Source organism: Bacillus sp. OV166 (assembly GCF_900177675.1).
Classification (GTDB): Bacteria; Bacillota; Bacilli; order Bacillales; family Cytobacillaceae; genus Neobacillus.
In genome coordinates this window covers 2,801,856-2,824,324 of record NZ_FXWM01000001.1, presented here as the reverse complement: position 1 = coordinate 2,824,324, position 22,469 = coordinate 2,801,856, and the positions used below count along the sequence as shown (strand labels likewise).

Below are 22,469 nucleotides of genomic sequence, written 5' to 3'. Positions count from 1 at the left end.
AATTGTTGTATGTTAAATTGTGTCGTTGCATAAAAGATTGATTATGTATTCTGATGTTCTTCTAATATGATCTCCATTCTTAAAATATGTTTAAGGGTTTCGACCCTTTCTAATGTTAAACAGTTCAATGCTTTTGGTTCTCCAAACTGGTAATACAATATGAGTGTGAGGAATAATAAAGATAGGCAATACATCGAGGAAAATAAGGGATATAAATTATCTAGCACAATGTAAAATGATATTTGAAGCATATATTTGCCTAATTTACTTTGAAGCATAAGCTTGCCACTGCGGCAATATTATGCTTCAAGTTACAGCCCTGGTAATGGTCTAAAAAGATAGCTTTGCGCCAAATCGTGCGCACCGCCGTAGGGATCCCCGGGTCCTGAGTTCGGGTTAAACCTGGCAATCGTATCCGGTGTGACGACGTATTTTCCGATCACCGCACTTGGGATGTTTGGTATATGTTTGCTCACCACATTTAGGACGCGTTCTGTGAACCGCTCGGTTAAATCATGCGTCCATGTACCATCTCCGACATCGATAAGGTTAGCCGCATCCCTACGCGGACGGATGGGCACTTCCAGCACTTGAATGCGCATGATTGCTTTTCCTTCCGGTGCTCTCGTTGAATCGAGGTTGGTAGAACAATCGACCGTAAAGGTAGGGTTGGACGGAAGCAGATTGGCCGCCCCCTGGGCAATCGCTAGAGTGAATCCGTCCAGTCCATCTGTTAGATGCGGCTGCCCGACACGGTTAAACCGTTTATCTGGCCAGTTTGGCGGCTCACTTAGCGCTAGATGAATTTGGACGCAGCCTCGGCCGTATCGATACTGTTTCGCTTGTGCTCGAAGTGGTGGTGAAATCTCCGTATCGGCCAAGAGCGAGAGATAGAGCTGATCAGGTGTGGTTGAGGCCACGACTGCCTGCTTAGCACGATATTTTTTCCCCTTTGAAGTTCGGACACCAACCGCTCGACCGTTCTCCACTAAGATCCGCTCGACATGAGTATGCGTAAGAATCTCGCCGCCTTGATCCTTTATCAGTTGAGATAATGCTTGAGCCAGTTTCTCACTGCCGCCTTCAGGTATCGGCATTCCGCCGCCCATCAGTGCCATCACGGTCAGCGGTACCCAAATCCCGCTTCCGACTTCATCCGGCGTGCGGCCAAGGTGTGTAACCCAGGAGGCCAGCATCGCCCGTGTCACTGGTGACTTTAAAGAACTGACGGTATTACGGGCGGTTGAAACTAGCCAGGCAGCAAAAGGCGAATATCCCGCCCCGCCCCCTTCGTGAAGCAAGCGCTTCAGGATCGGTGCAGCTTCAGGACTGGAGAGATCCATATTGAATAATCCAAATACATCGTTAACATATGGATTTAACTGTTCAAACATGCTGGCCAGTGCTGCACCGTCTCCGGGAGCCAGCCGTTCCGCCTCAGCTATGAGCCCTTCAAATGAACTCGGCAGGACAGCCGTTCGTCCGTCTTCCATCGAAACACCGGTCGGCAGGTCCGTATTTATGTATCGGAGCCCGCGTGCCTCTAGATCCTCTCTTAGTTCAGCGTAGGCTGGTCCGGTTGTAAAGAGAGGATGTGCAGCAGCAAACACATCATGTTTAAAACCTGGCAGCGTCAGCTCTTCGGTGCGCAGAAATCCGCCAGGGCGATCATTTTTTTCTAAAACTAGGACACTGCGGCCCGCGCGCGTTAAATAGGCAGCCGTAATTAAAGCATTATGGCCGCTGCCAATCATAATGACATCAAAGTTCTCCATCATATCGCTCCTTTAATAAAATCAAGCCATATCTACGTAAAAAGATATTCTGGAGGATGGATTTAAGTACTAAATCTTGTACATTTTTCCAATTACTGAGGATGAACCTGTTATTAAAATAGTTTTCACTTTCTTCCCCCTAAACTTTTACCAATAAATCTATCTTATTTAGGAAGAACAAACTCTATGTCAATTTGCATATCAAAAAAACATCAGATGATGGGTACTTCATTTACCCAAATTCAAAAAAGAACTGGCTCACGGTAAATGTAAGACCCCTTCATTTACCCAAATGCAAAAAAGAACAGCCTCACGGTAAATGTAAGACCCCTTTATTTACTCAAATGCAAAATAAAAGGATCTTACAGTAAATGTAAGACCCAGCCGTTTATTCAAAAAGGAAAAAAAGGTGCCACGCTCCATGATGTGAACCAATAACGAGCTGCACCTTTTTTTCTTTCATATTTATCGATCTAGAATCATTTCGTAATCATCGAAGTGGCCTTTGTATGATGATTATCTCCCTTTAATAGGCCAGGTTATATAAAAGTTCAGTTAATAGTTCAATCCCTGTTTCTAATTCTTCCAAACTCGTAAATTCTTTTGGAGAATGGCTGATTCCATTTTGGCTCGGTACAAATAGTAAGGAAGTGGCACAGACGGCACCAAATACTTGGGCATCATGTCCAGCACCCGAGATCATTTCTTGATAGCGGTAGTTTTTCGCCTCTGCAATTTCACGGGCCCACATACACATCTCCCCATCCATCTTAACCGGCTTTACATCCATCCACTGGGAGATGGTCACTTCCATATTTAAGTTTTCAGCGAATCGTTTAAACTCCGCGAAAATCACGTCACAATAATGGTCCATCACAGTGTCATCATGATGTCGAATATCCAGGCTGAACTCTACCTCACCAGCGACTACATTCGGTACATTCGGTTTGACGTTTAACCTTCCAACCGTTGCGACTAATTGCGGGTCAACAACTTGCGCTTTTTCTGTTAAAAAAGAAATAAAATGGGCGGCTGTGCTAACTGCATCCTTCCGATATTGCATCGGAGTCGTCCCCGCGTGGTTACTTTCTCCCTTGATTTGAACCGAATAACGGCGTTGTCCGACAATATGGGTCACAATCCCGATTTGATTCTTATTTTTCTCGAGAATCATTCCTTGTTCAATATGAATCTCCACAAACCGTTCCACATCCCGAACTGCAGGAGTATACTTTTCCGGATCAAACCCCGCTTGTTTCATCGCTTCTAAAAATGGAATTCCTTCTGAGTCCTTGACCTTTTTCACTCGGTCAAGGTTGTAGGCACCACTGATATTTCTCGACCCCCAAAAGGCGAGCGGAAAACGACTTCCTTCTTCTTCGCATAAAGAGACGACTTCTATCGTTTTCTTTGGGAGACCATAGGTTTGAAATAGCCTTAATACAGCGATGAAACTGGCAATGATTCCATAGGCACCATCGTATTTTCCACCATCGACTACCGTATCGATGTGAGATCCAGTCAAGATGGTTTTCCCATTTGATTCTGAACCTGGTAATCTTCCAAATAAATTTCCGACACTGTCAAAATACGTATCTAGTTTCGATTGGTCCATTTTACTTTTTAACGCCAGCTGTGCATCGAGCCAGGATGGAGAATACAAAAGTCTTGTCACACCCCCATTCTCTGTCATTCCAAACGAAGCAAGCCATTCAATCATTACTCCCACATGACCTTTTTCCAAAAACTTTTTGTCTCTTTGAATGGCCATCCACTTCACTCCTCAAAAATAATTATGTAATGTTATGTTATGATTCCTTTACTAAAAAAAAAGCCTATTTCCATAAAGAAAATAGACTCTAGAATCGATTGCACCTCTTATAAAAATTAAAACAACTTATTTATGTCATTTTTAGAAACCAATACCACCTTCCCCCGTTCATCTTCTTTTTTAATTTCGTACAGACCGTTTTTATAATCGTATATGATCGTATATACATCTCCAGCGAAAAGAACTTTGTCATTCGTGCTCATATGAAGCCCTCCCTAATATTTATATATAGATAATTTAATACAATTATCTTTGTGAGTCTCCATTTTTGTTAACTTATCTTACGTAATATTTACAAAGGAGAAAATCAATGTATGCGATTGTCGTCATTATTTAAGATTAATGCCCTGCATAAATCCCTGCAGCCTTCGAATGAGACCTCCATTTCCAAATCGGATAAATTTCTGTTGGTCCTTCACAACCCCAAAATCTTTACTAAAATCTAAAAATTTCAATATGAAGATACGGCGATATTGAACGCGTTCAATTCCAATTCCGTAAAACCACTGGTCAATCGTATTATAAACTCCCTTATTTAACCCATATTGTGAATGACACCATTGAAAAAACTGTAAGTCCGGCAGATTTAGATATTCACTTTTTTCTAAGGAATACTGTTTTGTTGTTTTTAAGTGAATCCCTACAGAACGAGAATTTGAGGTATGCATAATGAATATCCTCCTTTTAAGTATTGATGCGGTCCTATCAAAAGATTTATTTTATTGCGAAAAAATACACTTGTTAGTCTAGTAGAACTAGACTGGATCATGACAAGCAACCCAATGCCCTGTAGCAATTTCCCTAAATAGGGGCTGTTCTTCCCGACACCGAGCAGTCGCTGCTGGGCAACGAGTATGAAAACGGCATCCTGTTGGAGGATTAGCAGGAGATGGGATTTCCCCCTGAATGGAAATTCTTTCTCTAGGACGGGTTGGGTCGGCATGGGGTATCGAGTCAATTAACCCTTTTGTATAATGGTGGGCAGGATGCAAGAACATTTCTTCACTCGTTGCAATCTCAACCAATTGACCCAAATACATCACACCAATGCGATCAGATATATGACGAACGATATTTAAACCGTGAGCAATAAATAGATAGGTTAAATCCCGCTTACGCTGTAAATCTTGTAATAAATTTACAATTTGAGCCTGTACAGACACATCTAACGCCGAAACCGCTTCATCTGCTAGAATAAACTGAGGATTAAGTGCGATGGCTCTTGCTATCGCAATCCGTTGACGCTGTCCTCCTGAAAATTCATGTGGATACTGATTGTAGCCATTTTTATTTAATCCAACTACATCTAATAACTCTCGGACTCTCGCCTCCTTTTCTTTCTCACTAAGTGATTCATGGACTCGAAGAGGTTCTCCGATAATGTCTCCTACTTTCCAACGAGGGTTTACTGAACCGTACGGATCTTGATAAATCACCTGCATATCCTTCCGCATTTCACGTAATTCTTTCGCACCAAGAGCTGACAAATCCTGTTCTTGAAAAAATACCTTTCCACTAGTTGCTTTCTCTAGCTGTAAAAGAACTCGCCCTAAGGTGGACTTTCCGCTTCCAGATTCTCCCACAAGTCCAAAAGTCTCCCCTTTTTCGATCGTAAAGGAAACCTTATCGACTGCTCTTACATGGGAAGGATTTCGCGAAAATACACGCTTGCCAATCGGATAAAATTTGCTCAATTCTTGAATAGTAAACAACGGTTGACGGGTTTGTTCTGATCCGGTTTGAACTACTTCTTTTTCAGACCATACGTCTGTGTTAATTTCTACTCTAGGCTGTTTCCAATTATCTGTCATGACTAGATCCTCTGCGTGCCAGCATGCGGTTTGGCGGCCATTCACTTCTAACAATGGAGGTGATTCGACAGAACAGCGTGCAGTTGCAAACGGACAGCGTGGATGAAACTGACATCCAGAAGGTAATTGGGATAACCCTGGAATAGACCCTTTAATGGAATAAAGTTTTTTACTTCGATCACTATCCATTGTCGTAATCGATTGCAACAACCCAAAGGTATATGGATGGTGTGGCAACTCGAACAATTGTTTGACGTCCGCATGCTCAACAATTCTTCCTGCATACATCACAATAATCCGGTCGGCCATTTCTGCAGCAACGCCCATATCATGGGTAATTAAGAGAATCGACATTCCAAACTCTTCTTTTAACTCTTGAAGAAGCCTAAGGATTTGTGCTTGTATGGTGACATCGAGTGCTGTCGTTGGCTCATCTGCAATCAGTAAGTCGGGACCACAGGCCAATGCCATGGCAATCATGGCCCGCTGCAACATACCTCCAGACAACTCATTGGGGTATTGTTTCATCCTCATTTCTGCATCCGATATACCCACCTGCTTCAGTAAATAGAGCGCGCGTGCCTTCGCTTCCGATTTACTAGATTGCTTATTTTCAAGGATCGTTTCAATAATCTGGCTTCCAATCGTAAAAACAGGATCGAAAGCGGCCATTGGTTCTTGAAAAATCATCGCCACTTTTTTCCCGCGAATGGAACGAAGCTTTTTTTGAGGTAGATGTGTCAGATCAATACCATTTAGTACGATACTTCCATCTGTTATCTTTCCATTTTCATAATCAATCAGTCTCATGATCGTTTTGGATGTAACCGTTTTGCCGCTTCCTGATTCACCTACTATACAGACAGTTTCACCCTGGTGAATATGCAAAAACACATCTTTAATGGCTGTAAGGTCTCCATGATTATTCGTGAAATCTACTTTCAAATTCTGAATATCTAGCAGCTTCTCCATCTTTTACTCTCCTTCATCTCATTCTGCTTGTTTTCGGATCAAAAATATCCCGAAGTTTATCTCCAATAATATTTACCGAAAGGACAAAAAGAGTAATCGCTAGCCCAGGAAATGTGGAGATCCACCAACCCACTGTTAAGTAACCTCTTCCCTGGGAAAGAAGTGCCCCCCAATCAGGGATTTCTTTGATCACGCCAAGTCCAAGAAAGCTTAATCCTGAACCCACTAAAATGGATGTTCCCAGACCAATTGTCCCCATGACTAACATTGGTGACCAAGAATTCGGCAATATATGCCAAAGAAAAATCCGCCATTTAGGCGTACCAATCGATCGAGAGGCATCCACATATTGACGTTTTTTAATACTCATCATTTGTCCTCTCATCACACGGGCATACCCCGGGATAGACGCAGCCGCAACAGCTAAGACAATATTAAACAAGCTTGGTCCGAGCACAGCAGCAATGGCTAATGCCAGAAGAATACCAGGAATCGTCATCAAGATTTCGATAAACCTCATAAAAATGACATCAATTAAACCACCAATATATCCCGCAAGAGCACCTATCGCCCCACCTATTAATCCGCCAATAACTACTGAAGCAGCACCAATAATGAGTGAATCCCTGCTCCCATAAACAACAAGGCTAAACACATCTCTCCCAAAATAATCTGTCCCAAACCAGTGGGCCGCACTTGGGGCACTTAATATAAGTTCAGTGTTCATAAATGTTGGTGAATAAGGTGCGATCCATTTAGGAAATAGCGCACAAGCAATAATGAAGAACACAATAAAACCAGAAACATAGATAAATAGGTTCGATACGGAAAAGTTTGTTTTATATTTGGCAAAATTCCATTTTGGTATCTTTAGTACTGCTTTGGTATTCGTCACTTCTCTCATCGTCATCACCCCTTTTTTTGATGGTCAGCCTTTTACTGAGACCGGCGTACTCGTGGGTCAATAATCGAATACGAAAGATCCACTAATAGATTGACAATCACATAGACTATGGCGCTAAAGAAGACAACACCTTGAATCACAGGCAGATCTTTCGCCATGATCGCATCGGCCACAATTCTCCCAATTCCTTGTCTTGAAAATACGGTTTCAATCACCACTGTACCAGACATCAGTTCTCCGATATTCAGACCAATAATCGTAATAGCTGGAATAAGTGCGTTACGAAGGGCATGACGATACATGACGACCCGTTCTGATAGACCTTTCGCACGCAGCGTGACAATAAATTGCTCATTAATCACTTCCAGCATACTATTTCGAACCATTCGAATAATTAATCCTGCCCCGACAAAACCAAGTGAAAGTGATGGCAGCACAATGGTTTTCCACCCCTCTGACCCCATAGCAGGAAACCAGTTCAATGAGACTGAAAATATAAGAATGAGTAAGATTCCTGACCAAAATGTTGGCATGGAAATTCCAAATAATCCAATTAAACGAGCGATGAGATCCAGACACTTATTCTGATAAATCGCTGACAACACGCCGAACGCAACCCCAATCACAACAGAAATAACCGCGCTAGCAAAGGTTAATGCGAGTGTTGCAGGAAAATGTTCTAAAATCTTAGGAAGGACTGGTTCGCTATTCATTAACGATTGTCCGAAGTCTCCTTGAAGAATATTGGTAAAATAGTGGATAAATTGCATGTAAAACGGTTGATCAAGCCCCAATTCCTTGCGCAAATTTTCAACCATTTCGGGTGTTGCCACAGAGGGATCAATCATAGATAGCACTGGATCCCCCGGAAGCAAATAGTTGATGCAAAAGACAAGGATTAAGGAGCCTATAATCGATACAAATGCAGTCGAGATTTTTAGAATCATCTTATTGACTAATGCCACATGTATCAGCTCCTCTACTCTTTATTTTCCAATCGTTACATCGTTAAACAATGGATAGCCTAATGCATCAAATCCAATTCCATTTACCTTCTTTGATGCAGCAACTGTGTACGGGAATACATAAATAGGTAAAATCCATGCCTCTTCAATAATTTTTTGCTGCACTTTTTTATAGATTTCTTCCCTTTTTGTTGAATCCGATTCTATTGTTCCTAGTTCCAATAATTGATCCAATTCTGGGTTTGATCCTCCACCTAACCCTTTAAATGCCGCCTCCTGTTCTGGAGTTTTTGTATGATATATGGCACGCAGCGCATTTGGATCGGAATTTACTTGGCTATTTCCATACAAATCATAGTCAGCGTTTTGATAGACGACTGAGGCAACATCTTTAGTAATATTAATTTCCACTGCAATTCCGATCTCTTTCAATTGTTGTTGAATGATTATAGCGATATCATTTCGTTTCTCCCGGTTAGGAGACCCATCAACATAATTCAATGCCAATCTCTTGCCGCCTTTTACTCGAATCCCATCTGCTCCTTTTTCATAGCCAAGTTCATCAAGGAGTTGATTTGCCTTTTTAATTTCCGGCTTTACACTGCCTTCTAGCGATTGATCGTACCCTAATATTCCTGGTGAAAGTGGTGACCAAGCTCTTGCATACGTGTTTAGGTAGAGCGTTTTAACAATCGCATCCACGTCAACCGCTAGCTGCACTGCCTTCCGAACCTTTACATCATTCCAAGGTTTTTTTCTTTGGTTGAAAAAGAGCGTATACGGAAGCCCGAGTGTATTCACTTGGAGCAATTGAGTTTTTGGATCATTTTTTAACGAAAGAATATTTTGTGGCGGTACTGTTTCGGCTGCGAGAACTTGCTCACTTTGTACACTGCCAATTCGAGTTGCTTCCTCTGGGATAATTTTAAAAGTAATTTTATCTATCTTAGGAGTACCTTTGTTTTCTACGATGGATGGAGCCCATTTGTATTCATTATTTTTCTCCACTTGAATGTCTGCATTTTCTGTCCAACTGACAAATTTATACGGTCCCGTTCCTACTGGATTTTTACCAAATTGATCTCCATATTTCTCTGCCGCTGTTGGCGATACAATCCCTAGTAAACCTTGGCTGATATTACTTAAAAACGATGTAGAAGGGGTGGAAAGGTTAATTTTGATCGTATACTCATCAATGACTTCTGATGATTCATAGGGTTGAATTAACGCTAACGCATTGGCCGCTTTTGTTTTAGGATCAATGATCCGGTCATAATTGTATTTCAAAGCTTCGGCATTAAAGGGTGTCCCATCGTGAAACTTCACATCCTTGCGCAACTTAAAGGTATAGCTTTTTCCATCATCCGATACAGTCCATTCTGTTGCGAGCCATGGTTGAATCGTATTGTCCGATGCTAGCACAACTAAACTATCAAAAATAGTTCTAAATGCACGAACCGCTACCGCTAATCCGCTGCGATGAGGATCCAGCGTATCTGGTGAAGTAGCCAATGCATATGTAAGCTCTCCACCTATAGGCGCCTTCCCCTCATTCTTGCCGTTGGTTTCATTGCTACTGCTCGTACTTGCACTACTGGAGCAACCCGCTAATAGGATTACAAGAACAGATGTAATCGTGAATAATTTCGTCCAATTTGCAAATAACTTCATTTCAGATTCACCCCAGCTATTTTTTTATTGTTTCTTTTGCATATCGATTGATTGGATAAGGCAGACCGAGATTTCCTCGTAAAGTTTCTGCTTCATATTCTGATCTGAAAAGACCCCGGCTTTGAAGAATTGGGACGACATGATCGATAAAATTTGTTAAATCGCTCGGAATATTCGTACCGATAATAAATCCATCGGCGGCGCGCCCTTCAAACCACTCTTGAATACGATCCGCTACTTGTTCTGGGGTGCCTATAAATGGAGTTCTAGGTGTCGCTGAACTGAGTGCCACTTGTCTGAGTGTCATGTTCTTCTCTTTTGCTTCTTGTTTAATCCGATCTGTGCCACTCTTAAAACTATTACTTCCTAAATCTCCTAATTCAGGAAAGGGTTCATCTAATTCATATTGAGAGAAATCGTGGTGCTCAAAGAATCTCCCCAAATAGGCAAGTGCCTTTTCGATTGTCACTAGGTTAGCAATTTCTTGATACTTTTGCTCTGCTTCTTCCTCTGTATGACCGATGATGGGCCCAATACCAGGCAAAATGAGAATTTCGTCTGGATTTCTACCAAAAGATGCTGCCCTGCCCTTTACATCTTGATAAAATTTCTGTGCCTCCTCTAATGATGGATGCCCAGTGAACACTGCATCCGCTTCTTTTGCGGCCAGATTTTTGCCATCTTCTGATGATCCTGCTTGAAATATAATCGGGCGCCCTTGCTTGGATCGAGCAATATTCAGCGGACCTGATACAGAGAAAAATTCACCTTTGTGATTCAATTCATGCAATTTTTCTGGATCAAAAAACACACCCGTTTCTTTGTCACGGACAAATGCGTCATCTTCCCACGAATCCCACAAGCCTTTCGCAACATCAATATATTCAGCGGCAATTTTATATCGTTTTGGATGGTCAGGATGCTCTTCAATCGTCTTACTGAAGTTTAATGCCGTTTTTTCTAGTGGTGAGGTCACCACATTCCAACCTGCACGTCCTCCACTGATGTGGTCTAATGACGAAAACTGCCGTGCAACATTGAACGGTTCACTGTACGAAGTAGACAGTGTTCCCGCAAGACCAATACGTGAGGTGACAGCCGCCAAAGCAGATAGAATAGTAATAGGCTCAAAACGGTTTAAGAAGTGAGGAATAGAGTTCTTGTTAATATGCAAACCATCTGCAATGAAAACAAAATCAAATTTTCCTTCTTCCGATTTTTGTGCTTGAGCTTTATAATATTCAAAGTTTACACTCGCATCTGATGGAACTTCTGGATGTCTCCAGCCTGAAATATTGCCGCCTACTCCATGAATTATCGTTCCAAATCTTAATTTTCTTTGTTCTGACAAAACCATTTCCCCTCTCATTCTCTTATTCTTAGAAATCAATCCAATTAATCCTATAAATTTAGTTGGTTTTAATCAAAAAAATTCAACGGTTCTGTAAAAATGGAGCTAATACCTTTTCAAGATGGTTGATCCCCACCTCGATTACCCCTTGATAAATGCCGTCTTGACCAATTTCAACCACTGGTACATGACGAATCCCATATTTAACCTCTAATATATCGCGGTATTCATCGTGATTAGTCACATCAACCGTTTGATAATTCACTTGTTTTTCTTCTAAAAATTGTTTAACCTCTGAGCAATAGTGACAACCTTGTTTTGACCACACAACAACTGATAATGGATTTGACATGACAATTTCCTCCTAAATTTTATTATTTCACTGGAACAGATATTTCCGAAAATGCCTCGCTTAGGAGTACGTATGATTTAAGTCTCTTCTCAAAATTTTGAACAGGTGTCACGACAATAACTTCTTCCAAATCGTATATATTTTGGAGGTGAAGAAGTTTTTCTCTTACTGTTTCCTTTGAACCATATAGGATGTTTGCTTCTTGTATTTCTAGTTGATAGCTTTCATTCGCCTGCTTCGCAAACAGTTCTGCTTGCTCCACGCTCCCTACAGTAACGGTCTTGCCACTCTTAAGATGCACTTTGACGATTTTAGAATTAGCCACGAGTTCCTTTGCTTCCTCCTCTGTATCAGCCACAATAACAGAGAGTGCTAGAATAAAAGAAAGGGGCTGTAACTTTTTCCGTTTCTGCAGATGGCTGAACTCGTCAAAAGCTTCATTAAGAATCCTTTCCTCACTATTAATGAACTGAGCAAATACAAATGAGTATCCTAATTCACCAGCGAGTTTCGCACTTGAGGCACTTGCTCCCAATAAGAATAGTTCGGGTGGCGTTGGTGGAACCGGCTCAGCTTTAAGTCCATAAAACGGATCATATGGTTCAAGCGTGTCAGAGATAAACTTTTTAAGGTCGACCAGCTTTTCCCATAATTCTTTTGGATTTCCATCAAAATCCTGCTGAAGGGCTTTTGTTGATAACGGAAGCCCTCCGGGTGCTTTCCCCAACCCTAAATCCACTCTCCCAGGTGATAATGAAGCTAATACATTAAAGGTTTCGGCCACTTTATATGGACTGTAATGCTGGAGCATCACACCTCCTGAGCCAATTCGAATTTGTTTCGTTTTTGCGAGAAGATGGGCTATTAATACTTCTGGAACTGATCCTGCTAATTTCTCAGCATTATGGTGCTCAGATACCCAAAAGCGTTGATAACCCAACTCCTCTGCCCGTTGTGCTAATTCAATTGTATGGTTAAAGGCGTCAAAGGCAGTTTCATTTTCAGCAATGACGCTTTGATCCAAAATGCTAAGTTTCAATCCCAAAAGGATCCCCTCCTAGTAAAATAAATATCTATTAAATCCAAGATGCTTAAGTGGTTAAATGATCGAGCTGATCACTCCTTTATCAGATAACAAGGACGGCTGTAACGTATTCAATTCAGTATCTAATCGTTTTTTAACTTCTCCATCAAGTTCATAACGATTATTCACTAGTTTTTTTACTTGACTATCTACGATATAAGTCCCTTTTAAGATGTGGGTAGCTCCGAGGGATGCGAGCACTGGTTTTAGTGCGTAATCAATCATAAGGAGATGTCCGATCGATCCTCCAATGGCAATGGGTAAAATCGTTTTATTCACCAAACTATTTTGTGGCAGAAGATCCAAATAAGTTTTTAAGACCCCGGTAAATGATGCTTTATAAACCGGCGTTAAAATTACAATAATAGATGAATCTTCGACGTTTTTATTTGCCTTAATTATTTCTGCGCTGTCAAATCTCGCTTGAATTAAATCCTCTGCTGGAAGATTGCGGATATGGATGATTTCAGGAGAATGATTCACTCCCTCGAAAAACTCTACAACATAATCCAATGCCCCATTTAATCTCGTATGTTCAGAAGGACTTCCCGAAATAATCGTTATTTTACTCATCTTTGTTACTCCCTTTCTTATGTGTAAATTGATATCTTTTCTAAAATCTCTGTTAAACCTAGTTGTTGATTTCCGCTCCAGGCGCTTCGCTTTCCGCGGGCGGTCCGGTGAGCCTCCTCGGCGCTAAGCGCCTGCGGGGTCTCACCTGCCCCGTCCTCCCGCAGGAGTCTTCGCGCCTTCCGCTCCAATCAACATGGCTATAAATTCAATAATGACTTTTTACACAACCTTTTTAGAAAAACTAACCCGACTTATCTCGTGTGCAATAGTGAGTTAAAAAAGTAAAAGCTCCTGTTTTTTTAACAGGAGCCTTTGGTAGACCAATCGGCGCAATCTTATTTTAATTTATCGATCCATACCACTGGATCTCGATTCATGGGATTCCTTGTATAAATAAGCCATGTTAGATATATTAGGTGGCACCCACTTCACTGGTTTGTTCCCAAACGGTGCTGGGTTTCTCCCGCCGCAACACTGGTGCCACATCTGTTGCAAATCTATGCAATTGTTCCTGCTGTTCTGATTCCGTTAAGCCATCAACACTGATGCTTAATACCTGATTTCCATATGCCTCATGGTAGTTTAAGATTTTCTCGATTACTTGCTCTGCACTACCAACCAAGACTGGCCCATTTGCTATATTATCTTCAAGATCTTTAAAAGGCGAGTTATTATGCTTCGCTGCTTCTGTATCATGAAAAGCATTGTAGTAAGGCCGGAAACGGTTGATTGCCTCCTCAGCAGTATTGGCAATATATAGACTGCTAGCACCCGATCCAACGATTGCTTTCTTAGGATCGTGACCATAGTAAGCCAACCGCTCACGATAATGATCAATTAACGCTTTATACTTGGCTTGGGGATGAAAAGTGTTGGATGAGAAAATAGGATCCCCATATTTTGCGGCCAATTCAGTAGAACGCGTACTTGATGCGCTCCCATGCCATATTGGAATGCCCTTTTGAAAAGGCCTAGGTTGTGTCGTGACATTGGTTAATGATGTTCGGTAGCGCCCCTCCCAGCTTACGTTCTCCTCATTCCATAAGCGCTTTAGTAATTCGTATCGCTCTGCAAGCGAATCCCATTGCTCCTCCTCGGATATTCCAAAAAGCGGATAATGACGAGGATCGTTGCCTTTCCCGATAATCAACTCTAACCTCCCTCCTGAAAGGTGATCTAGTGTCGCAAAGTCCTCTGCCACACGAATGGGATCCAGAACACTTAGAACTAATACTGTCGTCAATAACCGAATGCGTGAAGTTTTTCCAGCAATAGCCGTCAATACTACAGCTGGTGATGAGGAAAGGAATGGTGTTCCATGACGCTCCCCAACACCATAGGCATCAAAGCCTAGTTTCTCTGCTAAAATTGCCTGATTGACTACATTTTGAAATTTCTGCTGAGCAGTCAGTGATACACCGGTTACCGCATTGGGTTCATTCATCATAAGGGTAAACAATGCGAATTGCACTATATTAAGACCTCCAATGCACTCTTGTTTTTTCTGGGATTATCTGCCCTTTATAGTACTTTCATCACCAAAACCAATAAAAAAGACTCCTGTTAATAACAGGAGCCTTTGGTAGTCCAATCGGCTTTTACAATAATAGGTAAAACTCCAACAAAAGCAAAGCTTACATATTTTCATAAGTACAATTTTCATTAAATTTTTTGCTGCTGAGAAGAGGTCTCATTATCTAACTTAAACACGAACTCCTATTTCACCTACTGGTTTACTTGGTATTAAGATACTAACTGTTGAATACACTATAAATCTTAATTAGTGTTGTTGTCAATCCATTACTTTGAATTTTTAGATAAATTTTTTTATTAATTCCCACTTGACTTATTATTTAATAAATCTGCATCTTTATTAGTCACTAGAATAAAAAACTCGCCAATTGGCGAGCTTTCAATTGCTGTTTGTAATTAAGAGTGGAGTTAGAAGCCTTCATCGATTCTATGTTGTTCATACTTATAGCTATTAAAATGAAATATTTGCACCTTAACCTTCAGATTCGTTAAGGAGTCTTTTTTTAAATAAAAGCCTTTTGATTTTTTTAATTCCCTATATTGCTTCGGGTGTTCTCTATACCACTTTTCACCAACATTTAGTATATCTGTGTTATTTTTCACTCCATTTTTATAAATGGAAGTAAGTTTTCTTTTTATATCTTCTTCAATTAATTTCGTTAATTTCTGTTCGGGAATATCTTTGATTTTTTCGATCAAATCTGCTGGTACGGTTAATTCTATAGCAAACTTTGGGGTAGTCGTTCCCTTCTTGTATTTTACCTTCATTTTTGGAGTGGCTAGCTTCACTGCTGCGACAAGCTTTCCCTCTTCATCTACTCTTTGATTTAAAGAAACCTTTTTTTCTAATAACCAATTAGTATAAACAGCGTCCTTGAATGGAAGGACTTTAATAAATTCTTGCTGTTGAAAAATCGCATATCCATCGAAAAATACAATGGGGTACTTTCCGTCAGCCTTCCAGGTTTGAGAGTCAATTTTTACATTAGGTAGTTTAGCCACCCCCATAGGCTCATAATAGGCTCTTAAAAAATCCATTAATGCCATAGGCTTGATCTCATTTTGATACACTTCGTTCTTTTCCTTTCTAAAAAGAACCGTGTATATTGCTGGATAATTAAATAATGCTTTTATATTAAATATTTCGCTTATATTTTCATCCGTTGTCATGACTCGTATAGTATGCCTGAGTGAACGATTTCTTCCTATTTCTACCATTACTTCCTTAAAATGATTCCTGACTATTCTTTGACTTAAAACAAATGTTTCTACGTGGCCAAAAAATAAAGGAGGCTCCGACTTTTTATAAAGGTTACCCACAGCTAAATTTAGTGTTTCTCCAGTTGCTGATGCAATAAAAATCGGGATGGGTTCAGTAGGTTTACCTCCTTCTACCTTTGCTACATTAGCGAAATTTAAGGATTGAAGATACGCGATATACTCCTTCTTTTCTTCATCATAGTCCATACCAATTGCCACAACATAAGTTAAATCTTGAATATTTTTTAAACCTGAACAACCGGAAAGAATCAGACAGCCGGCTAAAAAAGAAATCATCCATTTCCTTTTCATGATTGATTTCCACCCCTTGTTGGATCATCTGGACTGGTTAAGGTTGTTCTTGACTTATAAAATTGCCTTGGAGCCCTAAGGAATGACTTAATCATTCCTTTTAGATTGATTGGCGAAATAGAGCCTAGGTATGGAGACCCAAAGGAAGAAAGGGTTGAAAAGTAAAAAACCGTTAGAATAAAGCCAATAATGACTCCGAATAATCCAAATAAGGTACCCATTAAGATAATCGTGAATCTTAAGATGGTACAAGCCGTACTTAAAGTTTGATTCACCAACGTAAAAGACGAGATGTAGGTAATCGCCGCTACAACCAGCATGGTCGGTGATGTTAACCCCGCCCGAATCGCAGCATCCCCTACGATTAAGCCACCTAAAACAGCGACGGTTTGCCCAATTGCTCTTGGCAAGCGTACCCCAGCTTCATTAAATATCTCAAACAAAAATAGAACAATAAACATTTCAAGTGGTGAAGAAATGGGCAGCCCAAAACGCGAGATTGTAATAGTCGCAACCAGTAAGTAGGGAACCTGTTCAATATTATAGGCAGAAAATGCTATCCATGCACCAGGTAAAAAAGCAGATACGATCAAACCTATCATCCTGATAATTCTTTCTAGTGATACATAAGCATAGCTTATGTAATTGTCCTCAGGTGATTTAATCTGCAATAATAAATTGACCGGTGCATAAGAGACTGTAGGATTTCCATCAACTATGAGAGCAAACCGGCCTTGATTCAGCGCTTGAACAATAAAGTCAGGTCTACCCGTATAGTCCGTACTCGGGAAGATGGAATACGGTCTATCACGAACATATGATTCAAGTTCATGAATACTCGTCAAGATATCCAGTTCTACTTTTTCTAACCTTTTATGGATTTCATCTAAAACTCGCTGATCAATTAAATCATCTATATACATGAGTACTACTTTTGTTCTACTTCTTTTACCAATCGTATATTTCTCTAAACATAAAGACGAGGTGTTAAGTCTTCGTCTTATTAAGGAGATATTTGTCTTTAGATCCTCCACAAAACCATCCTTAGGACCCCTTATTGAGCTCTCAATCGCTGATTCTTCAGGTTGCCGCATAGGAAAGTATCCTGCCTGAATACTTAAAAACGAATCACTGAATAAAAATAAGACATTTCCATCAAAAAGTAAATTTGATAAATCGTCTAAGGATTTCAAACTTACATCATCTGCTTGAAATAAAGTTTTCAGCTTTTTCTTGATAGAATCTTCTTTATTACCGCTGAGTTTAGGTAAAATATATTGATCTAAATAATGTATATCAACTAAGCTTTCAAAATAGATAATTTCAAATGTTTCCATTTCTGTATTGTGCTCTATAAATCGTAGGTCTTGACTTTTCTTAAATTGTATTTTTAGGTTATCGGCTTTTTCCTTTAACCTTCCATTATGAAGTGGATTCGAGAATATTTTTCTTACCATGTTTTTCATCCCATTTCTTTAATACTTTTATAATTATGGCTGATAGCAGGATTTGAAAAAGAAAAAATGCCATAATAGCCGGCAGAAAGTATTTATATATGGCATCATAGAAATAATATGTCTCGACTTTTATTGTCATCAGGCCGAACAAAAAGAGATACATGACACCAACAAGCTTTGGGTTCAGTCTATAATGTTTCTTTTTATTAGTAAAAAATGTACCTAAAAGATACATGAATAAACCAATTCGAATCAACGCACCGCTAAGCCATTGATATAAAGCAAAAAAATCTAGATGTGATATATATTCCCCAATGCTTAATACACGCCACTGTTCATAAGCTGGATACCGAAAGTGAATTGCTTCAGTAGGTCCAAACTCCATAATTGATGCAGAAAGAGGCCCTAAGATTAAGCCTGTTAAAAAAGTCAATAAAATAAACAACTGTTTAAATTTAATAGGTTCCTGTGAAAATGGCTGCAACAAGATAACCATGTAAATCTCAAGAAGTCCTGATAGAACATAGATTCCCCCTCTAATAAGAGGAGAATAGCCGTCTGCAAACACAGGAAATAATAAGCTCGGGTCCTTTAAGCTCGTGTTTGTAATTGCAATTAATATGCCAAATAACACCACAAGCGGCAGTAAAAAACCGCTAGATATAGCCATGCTCTTGACCCCAGCAAGTGTGATTAAAAAACAGACTAAAATCAAAATAAAATTAATCATAAAAACAGAAGCATCCGCGAGAAAATAGGCCTTTAACCAGATCATTAAGTCCCTAAAAGTTACATAAGAGCTTGTGAATAAAAATAGGATGACAGAAATCGAAAAAACGGTAGAAAAAGTCCTTCCGAGACGCTGTCGAATCATAGAAAAGAAACCTTCATTTGGACTGTTTTTTACAATAAAATACACCAGCCATAGAAAGAAAAGAGCAATCGGATATGCCACAATGACACTTAGCCAACTGTCTCTTCCAGCTGCCGTAAGCAAATTTGGGATAAGAAGGACATGATTTAGTAAACCTGTCGAAAGGATAAGCAACAATAATAATTGCCTTGGAAGGAGGATTTTAATTAAGTTTTGCATTAATATCACCGATTTTTCTCATTTTAGGTATTATTATCACCAATAAAGAAAAATATATGTTTTCAAGGTTAATCGGCTCACGATATACGGAATCATTCAACGATTTGATTTTTGATCCTTTCCAAGATTACAACTGCAACGGTCAGCTCAAAAGAAAAATATCAGAAATAAAAAAAGTTCAAGGCCCCATTAATTTTATTAATGGGACCTTGAACTTTTTTGTTTATATAATACGTGCGGTTACGATTCCACCGATTTGATCGATTTTTTCTTGCAATCCAGGAATGATATCGCCATTTACTTTATTGTCAATGTCAATCATCGTATAAGCATATTCCCCACGGCTTCTATTAATCATGTCTGCGATGTTTAAATTATAGCTTGAAATAGCTAGTGTAAGCTGTCCAACCATGTTTGGAACGTTTTTATGGAATACTGCCACACGTTTTTTTCCTGTATAAGGTATGGATGCGTTCGGAAAATTCACTGAGTTTTTGATATTTCCGGTTTCCAGAAAATTCTTCACCTGGCGAGCAGCCATAATTGCACAGTTTTCCTCTGATTCTTGCGTAGATGCACCTAGATGAGGGATTGGAATTGCATTTTTCATTTTCAATACATTTTCATTTGGGAAGTCTGTAATATACTGACCAACCTTGCCGCCTTCAAGCGCTGCTGCCATATCTGTTTCATTCACAAGCTCTCCGCGTGAGAAATTCAAAATGTGAACTCCAGACTTCATAATGCTAAAGGTTGCTTGGTTAAACATTCCTCTTGTGTCATCGGTTAATGGAACGTGAACAGTAATATAATCAGAATTAGCAAACAACTGTTCAATCGTCATCGCGCGCTGTACATTTCGGGACAAATTCCAAGCTGTATCAACAGAAATGAACGGGTCAAAACCAATTACGTCCATGTCTAAATCTAGGGCATCATTCGCTACAAGTGCTCCGATTGCGCCTAAACCAATTACTCCCAGCGTTTTCCCCTTAATTTCTTTTCCAACGAATTGTTTCTTACCTGCTTCAACTAGCTTCGGAACTTGGTCACCTTGGCCTTCTAAGGCTTTAGTCCATGCTATGCCGTCAAAAAGGTTTCGGGATGAAGCCATCAATGTAGTAAGAACCATTTCTTTTACAGCATTAGCATTCGCACCAGGGGTATTGAAAACCACAATTCCCTGTTCTGTACATTTTTCAACCGGAATGTTATTAACACCCGCTCCGGCACGTGCAATGGCCTTTACATTATGACCCAATTCTAGTGAATGCATATTAAAACTACGCACAACAATCGCATCAGGATTTTCACTGTCATTGTCAATCGTAAAATTATCCTTATTGAATACATTCAGCCCGCTCTCTGCAATATTGTTTAAGGTTTTGATTGTTTTCATTTTGTCTAATGTTGTTGTGCTCATCTTGTAATCTCCTCTATTCTTATATGATAGTTTGAAATTTCCTAAATTCATTAAGCAAGCTGAAAGGGTCAAATTTCATTAAAATCTGTATCTACTTGATTTTTAAAATATTAAAGTAATCTTGGCTCATAGCCGGTTGAAATATCCCCTCCTATAAACAGAAAGAGGTAAGGAATAATTCCCTACCTCTGCCCAGGCGAACGGCTACGAGACATTATGTGCTCCCTCACGGTAATCCGTGTTTCGCCAGTTACACATCGTCTTTTTAATTTCTCTTACTATATCAAATTTTCTTACAATAATCAAGCTAGAAAAGGCATTATTTTTTTGTAGTTTGTGTTCAGAAAATTTTCCGCTTCCTACATTAATTTTTTCAAATTCTCAAGAAAAGCTGTTACCTCTTCCTCTTTTGTTGCCCAGGATGTTACAAGTCGAATCGCCGAGTAATCGGTATCGACCTTTTCCCAAATATGAAAGGCATAATGTTTCTCTAATTCCGTAATCAGCGCATTTGGTAAAATCGGAAAGATTTGATTCGATGGAGAATGGGTTAGAAACGGAATATTTGCTTTGCTGATTTCATCTCTAAGTATGGTAGCCATCTTATTAGCATGCGCGGCCAAATCAAAGAACAAATTGTCCCTGAATAGTTCAAGAAACTGGGTGCCCAAAAGTCTCCCTTTTGCGAGGAGTGCGCCCTTTTGCTTCATATGGTATCGAAAATCCTCCTTAAGAGAATCCTTGCAAATCACCAAAGCCTCACCAATAAGTGCCCCATTCTTTGTTCCCCCGATATAGAAGGCATCCACAAGTGTTGGCAGATGACTTAACTGAAGATCATTTTCTGTTGAACAAAGCGCTGAGCCTAACCTTGCACCATCCATATACAATATGAGATGGTTCTTTTTACAAAAATCACTTAACTGCACGAGTTCACTCCGGTTATAAATTGAGCCAATTTCGGTGGAGTTTGATATGTATACCAGCTTAGGCTTGACCATATGCTCATCTGGATGACCGTCAAGTACCGCTTGCACATCAGATGGGGTAAGTTTCCCGTTCACTGTTTCAATTGATAGTACTTTATGTCCTGTCGCTTCAATGGCTCCCGTTTCATGCCCCAAAATATGGCCAGTACTCGCTGCCATTGCTGCTTCATGCGGTCTTAAGAAAGCAGAAATCGCAATTAGATTTGTTTGTGTCCCGCCTGATAAGAGGTGAATTTCAACGTCTGTCCGTCCCATTCTCTCCTTTAACAGTTCAACCGCTTTTTGGGAAAATTGATCCTCCCCATAGCCATCCTCTTGGACAAGATTGGATTCTATTAAAGCATTTAATATTCTAGGATGTGCGCCTTCGCTGTAATCGTTCTTAAAGCTATACATCAGATTGCCCCCGTCTAATTTTTTATTAGTGTAACTTCATGTCCATCCTAACATATTTCTTAAAGAAAGATGGGTAATTAGAGGATAAAAACGGTAATTACCTTATTAGTCTTTGAACAAATTTCATGTTAATTACAAGAATTAAAAAGATGAACGGATATACTGCTGCAGAATACCAAAGTTTCCATCCACTATAATAAAAAAATTCAGTTTGCACGGTGAACCATTCAAAAATCACTGAGAATATGGACCAAAGGATAATATAAATTGCTTTATATGCTATTTTTCTTTTTGTCGGATAATAATTAAGAAATAAAAAGCTAATGGAAGGAAAGTATAGAAAGATCCCAAGTAAAGCTTTCCATTGAAAACCCTTTTCAAAATAACCATAAAGATGATAATGAATATCGAGCACCATGTCAGTCGTCATTCCGTATGCATAAGCAAAAAAACAAGTGGCATAAATCTCAATTCTGCCTATCCTTTTTGGAACAAAAAAGGAAATTATATTAAAGATAATAAATATGATAAAAATTAGGATCCACATTATAAATTTCCTTCCTTATATCAGGCTTTACTTTCTACCCACAGTATTCCAAAATTTGGTTTCGTCTATTCTATGAAAGAAATTCAAAATAAAAGAGACCTCTGAGGGTCTCTTTTAACATTCTATATTGCTTTTTAAATAACTTGTTTAATGGATTGAGATATGGCAAA

19 protein-coding genes and 1 riboswitch are annotated in these 22,469 nt (G+C 39.7%); all 19 genes read right to left on the bottom strand.

Features of this window, described 5'->3' with window-relative positions; genetic code table 11:
• Positions 1-311 precede the first annotated feature (311 nt).
• Entirely contained in the window at positions 312-1,775 is a 1,464-nt protein-coding gene (locus tag CCK98_RS13570; protein ID WP_088087079.1) for an NAD(P)/FAD-dependent oxidoreductase, read from the bottom strand.
• A 526-nt stretch (positions 1,776-2,301) separates the two neighbouring features.
• The gene (allC, locus tag CCK98_RS13565; RefSeq protein WP_088087078.1) at positions 2,302-3,546 is read right to left on the bottom strand and encodes an allantoate deiminase; all 1,245 of its coding nucleotides are present in this window, start codon (positions 3,544-3,546) and stop codon (positions 2,302-2,304) included.
• 116 nt (positions 3,547-3,662) lie between these two features.
• Positions 3,663-3,809 carry a hypothetical protein gene (locus CCK98_RS35320; RefSeq protein WP_179195791.1) on the bottom strand — a complete coding sequence of 49 codons (147 nt, stop codon included), beginning with the start codon at positions 3,807-3,809 and terminating at the stop codon, positions 3,663-3,665.
• A 126-nt stretch (positions 3,810-3,935) separates the two neighbouring features.
• A complete protein-coding gene (locus CCK98_RS13560; protein WP_256942342.1) occupies positions 3,936-4,274 on the bottom strand; it encodes a hypothetical protein in 339 nt (112 codons plus the stop codon).
• A gap of 87 nt (positions 4,275-4,361) precedes the next feature.
• A complete protein-coding gene (locus tag CCK98_RS13555) occupies positions 4,362-6,389 on the bottom strand; it encodes an ABC transporter ATP-binding protein (protein ID WP_088087077.1) in 2,028 nt (675 codons plus the stop codon).
• A 13-nt stretch (positions 6,390-6,402) separates the two neighbouring features.
• On the bottom strand, positions 6,403-7,293 hold the full coding sequence (locus CCK98_RS13550) for an ABC transporter permease (RefSeq protein WP_088087076.1): 891 nt from the start codon (positions 7,291-7,293) through the stop codon (positions 6,403-6,405).
• Positions 7,294-7,325: 32 nt separating this feature from the next.
• Positions 7,326-8,240 (bottom strand): ABC transporter permease, encoded by a 915-nt coding sequence (locus tag CCK98_RS13545; protein WP_088090401.1) that lies wholly within the window; start codon positions 8,238-8,240, stop codon positions 7,326-7,328.
• Between the two features lie 39 nt (positions 8,241-8,279).
• Complete coding sequence (locus tag CCK98_RS13540) at positions 8,280-9,929, bottom strand: ABC transporter substrate-binding protein (RefSeq protein ID WP_088087075.1); 1,650 nt, start codon at positions 9,927-9,929, stop codon at positions 8,280-8,282.
• A 16-nt stretch (positions 9,930-9,945) separates the two neighbouring features.
• The gene (locus tag CCK98_RS13535; protein WP_373408531.1) at positions 9,946-11,286 is read right to left on the bottom strand and encodes an LLM class flavin-dependent oxidoreductase; all 1,341 of its coding nucleotides are present in this window, start codon (positions 11,284-11,286) and stop codon (positions 9,946-9,948) included.
• Between the two features lie 76 nt (positions 11,287-11,362).
• On the bottom strand, positions 11,363-11,632 hold the full coding sequence (locus CCK98_RS13530) for a glutaredoxin family protein (protein ID WP_088087073.1): 270 nt from the start codon (positions 11,630-11,632) through the stop codon (positions 11,363-11,365).
• 22 nt (positions 11,633-11,654) lie between these two features.
• The gene (locus CCK98_RS13525; protein WP_088087072.1) at positions 11,655-12,677 is read right to left on the bottom strand and encodes an LLM class flavin-dependent oxidoreductase; all 1,023 of its coding nucleotides are present in this window, start codon (positions 12,675-12,677) and stop codon (positions 11,655-11,657) included.
• 54 nt (positions 12,678-12,731) lie between these two features.
• Positions 12,732-13,289, bottom strand: a complete 558-nt coding sequence (gene ssuE, locus CCK98_RS13520; RefSeq protein ID WP_088087071.1) for an NADPH-dependent FMN reductase — start codon at positions 13,287-13,289, stop codon at positions 12,732-12,734.
• Between the two features lie 412 nt (positions 13,290-13,701).
• Positions 13,702-14,760, bottom strand: coding sequence for an LLM class flavin-dependent oxidoreductase (locus CCK98_RS13515; RefSeq protein WP_088087070.1), 1,059 nt, complete (start codon positions 14,758-14,760; stop codon positions 13,702-13,704).
• 470 nt (positions 14,761-15,230) lie between these two features.
• Positions 15,231-16,394, bottom strand: coding sequence for a Ger(x)C family spore germination protein (locus tag CCK98_RS13510; RefSeq protein ID WP_088087069.1), 1,164 nt, complete (start codon positions 16,392-16,394; stop codon positions 15,231-15,233).
• On the bottom strand, positions 16,391-17,851 hold the full coding sequence (locus CCK98_RS13505) for a spore germination protein (protein ID WP_088087068.1): 1,461 nt from the start codon (positions 17,849-17,851) through the stop codon (positions 16,391-16,393). The genes CCK98_RS13510 and CCK98_RS13505 overlap by 4 nt, the downstream gene beginning before the upstream one ends.
• Positions 17,817-18,944: an endospore germination permease gene (locus CCK98_RS13500; protein WP_088087067.1), complete on the bottom strand. Its 1,128-nt coding sequence runs from the start codon at positions 18,942-18,944 to the stop codon at positions 17,817-17,819. The genes CCK98_RS13505 and CCK98_RS13500 overlap by 35 nt, the downstream gene beginning before the upstream one ends.
• Positions 18,945-19,167: 223 nt before the next feature.
• Positions 19,168-20,367 carry a phosphoglycerate dehydrogenase gene (locus CCK98_RS13495; RefSeq protein WP_088087066.1) on the bottom strand — a complete coding sequence of 400 codons (1,200 nt, stop codon included), beginning with the start codon at positions 20,365-20,367 and terminating at the stop codon, positions 19,168-19,170.
• A gap of 183 nt (positions 20,368-20,550) precedes the next feature.
• A riboswitch (ZMP/ZTP riboswitch) is annotated at positions 20,551-20,631 on the bottom strand.
• A gap of 95 nt (positions 20,632-20,726) precedes the next feature.
• Positions 20,727-21,752 carry a low specificity L-threonine aldolase gene (locus CCK98_RS13490; protein WP_088087065.1) on the bottom strand — a complete coding sequence of 342 codons (1,026 nt, stop codon included), beginning with the start codon at positions 21,750-21,752 and terminating at the stop codon, positions 20,727-20,729.
• Positions 21,753-21,849: 97 nt separating this feature from the next.
• Complete coding sequence (locus tag CCK98_RS35315; protein ID WP_088087064.1) at positions 21,850-22,299, bottom strand: CBO0543 family protein; 450 nt, start codon at positions 22,297-22,299, stop codon at positions 21,850-21,852.
• Positions 22,300-22,469 lie beyond the last annotated feature (170 nt).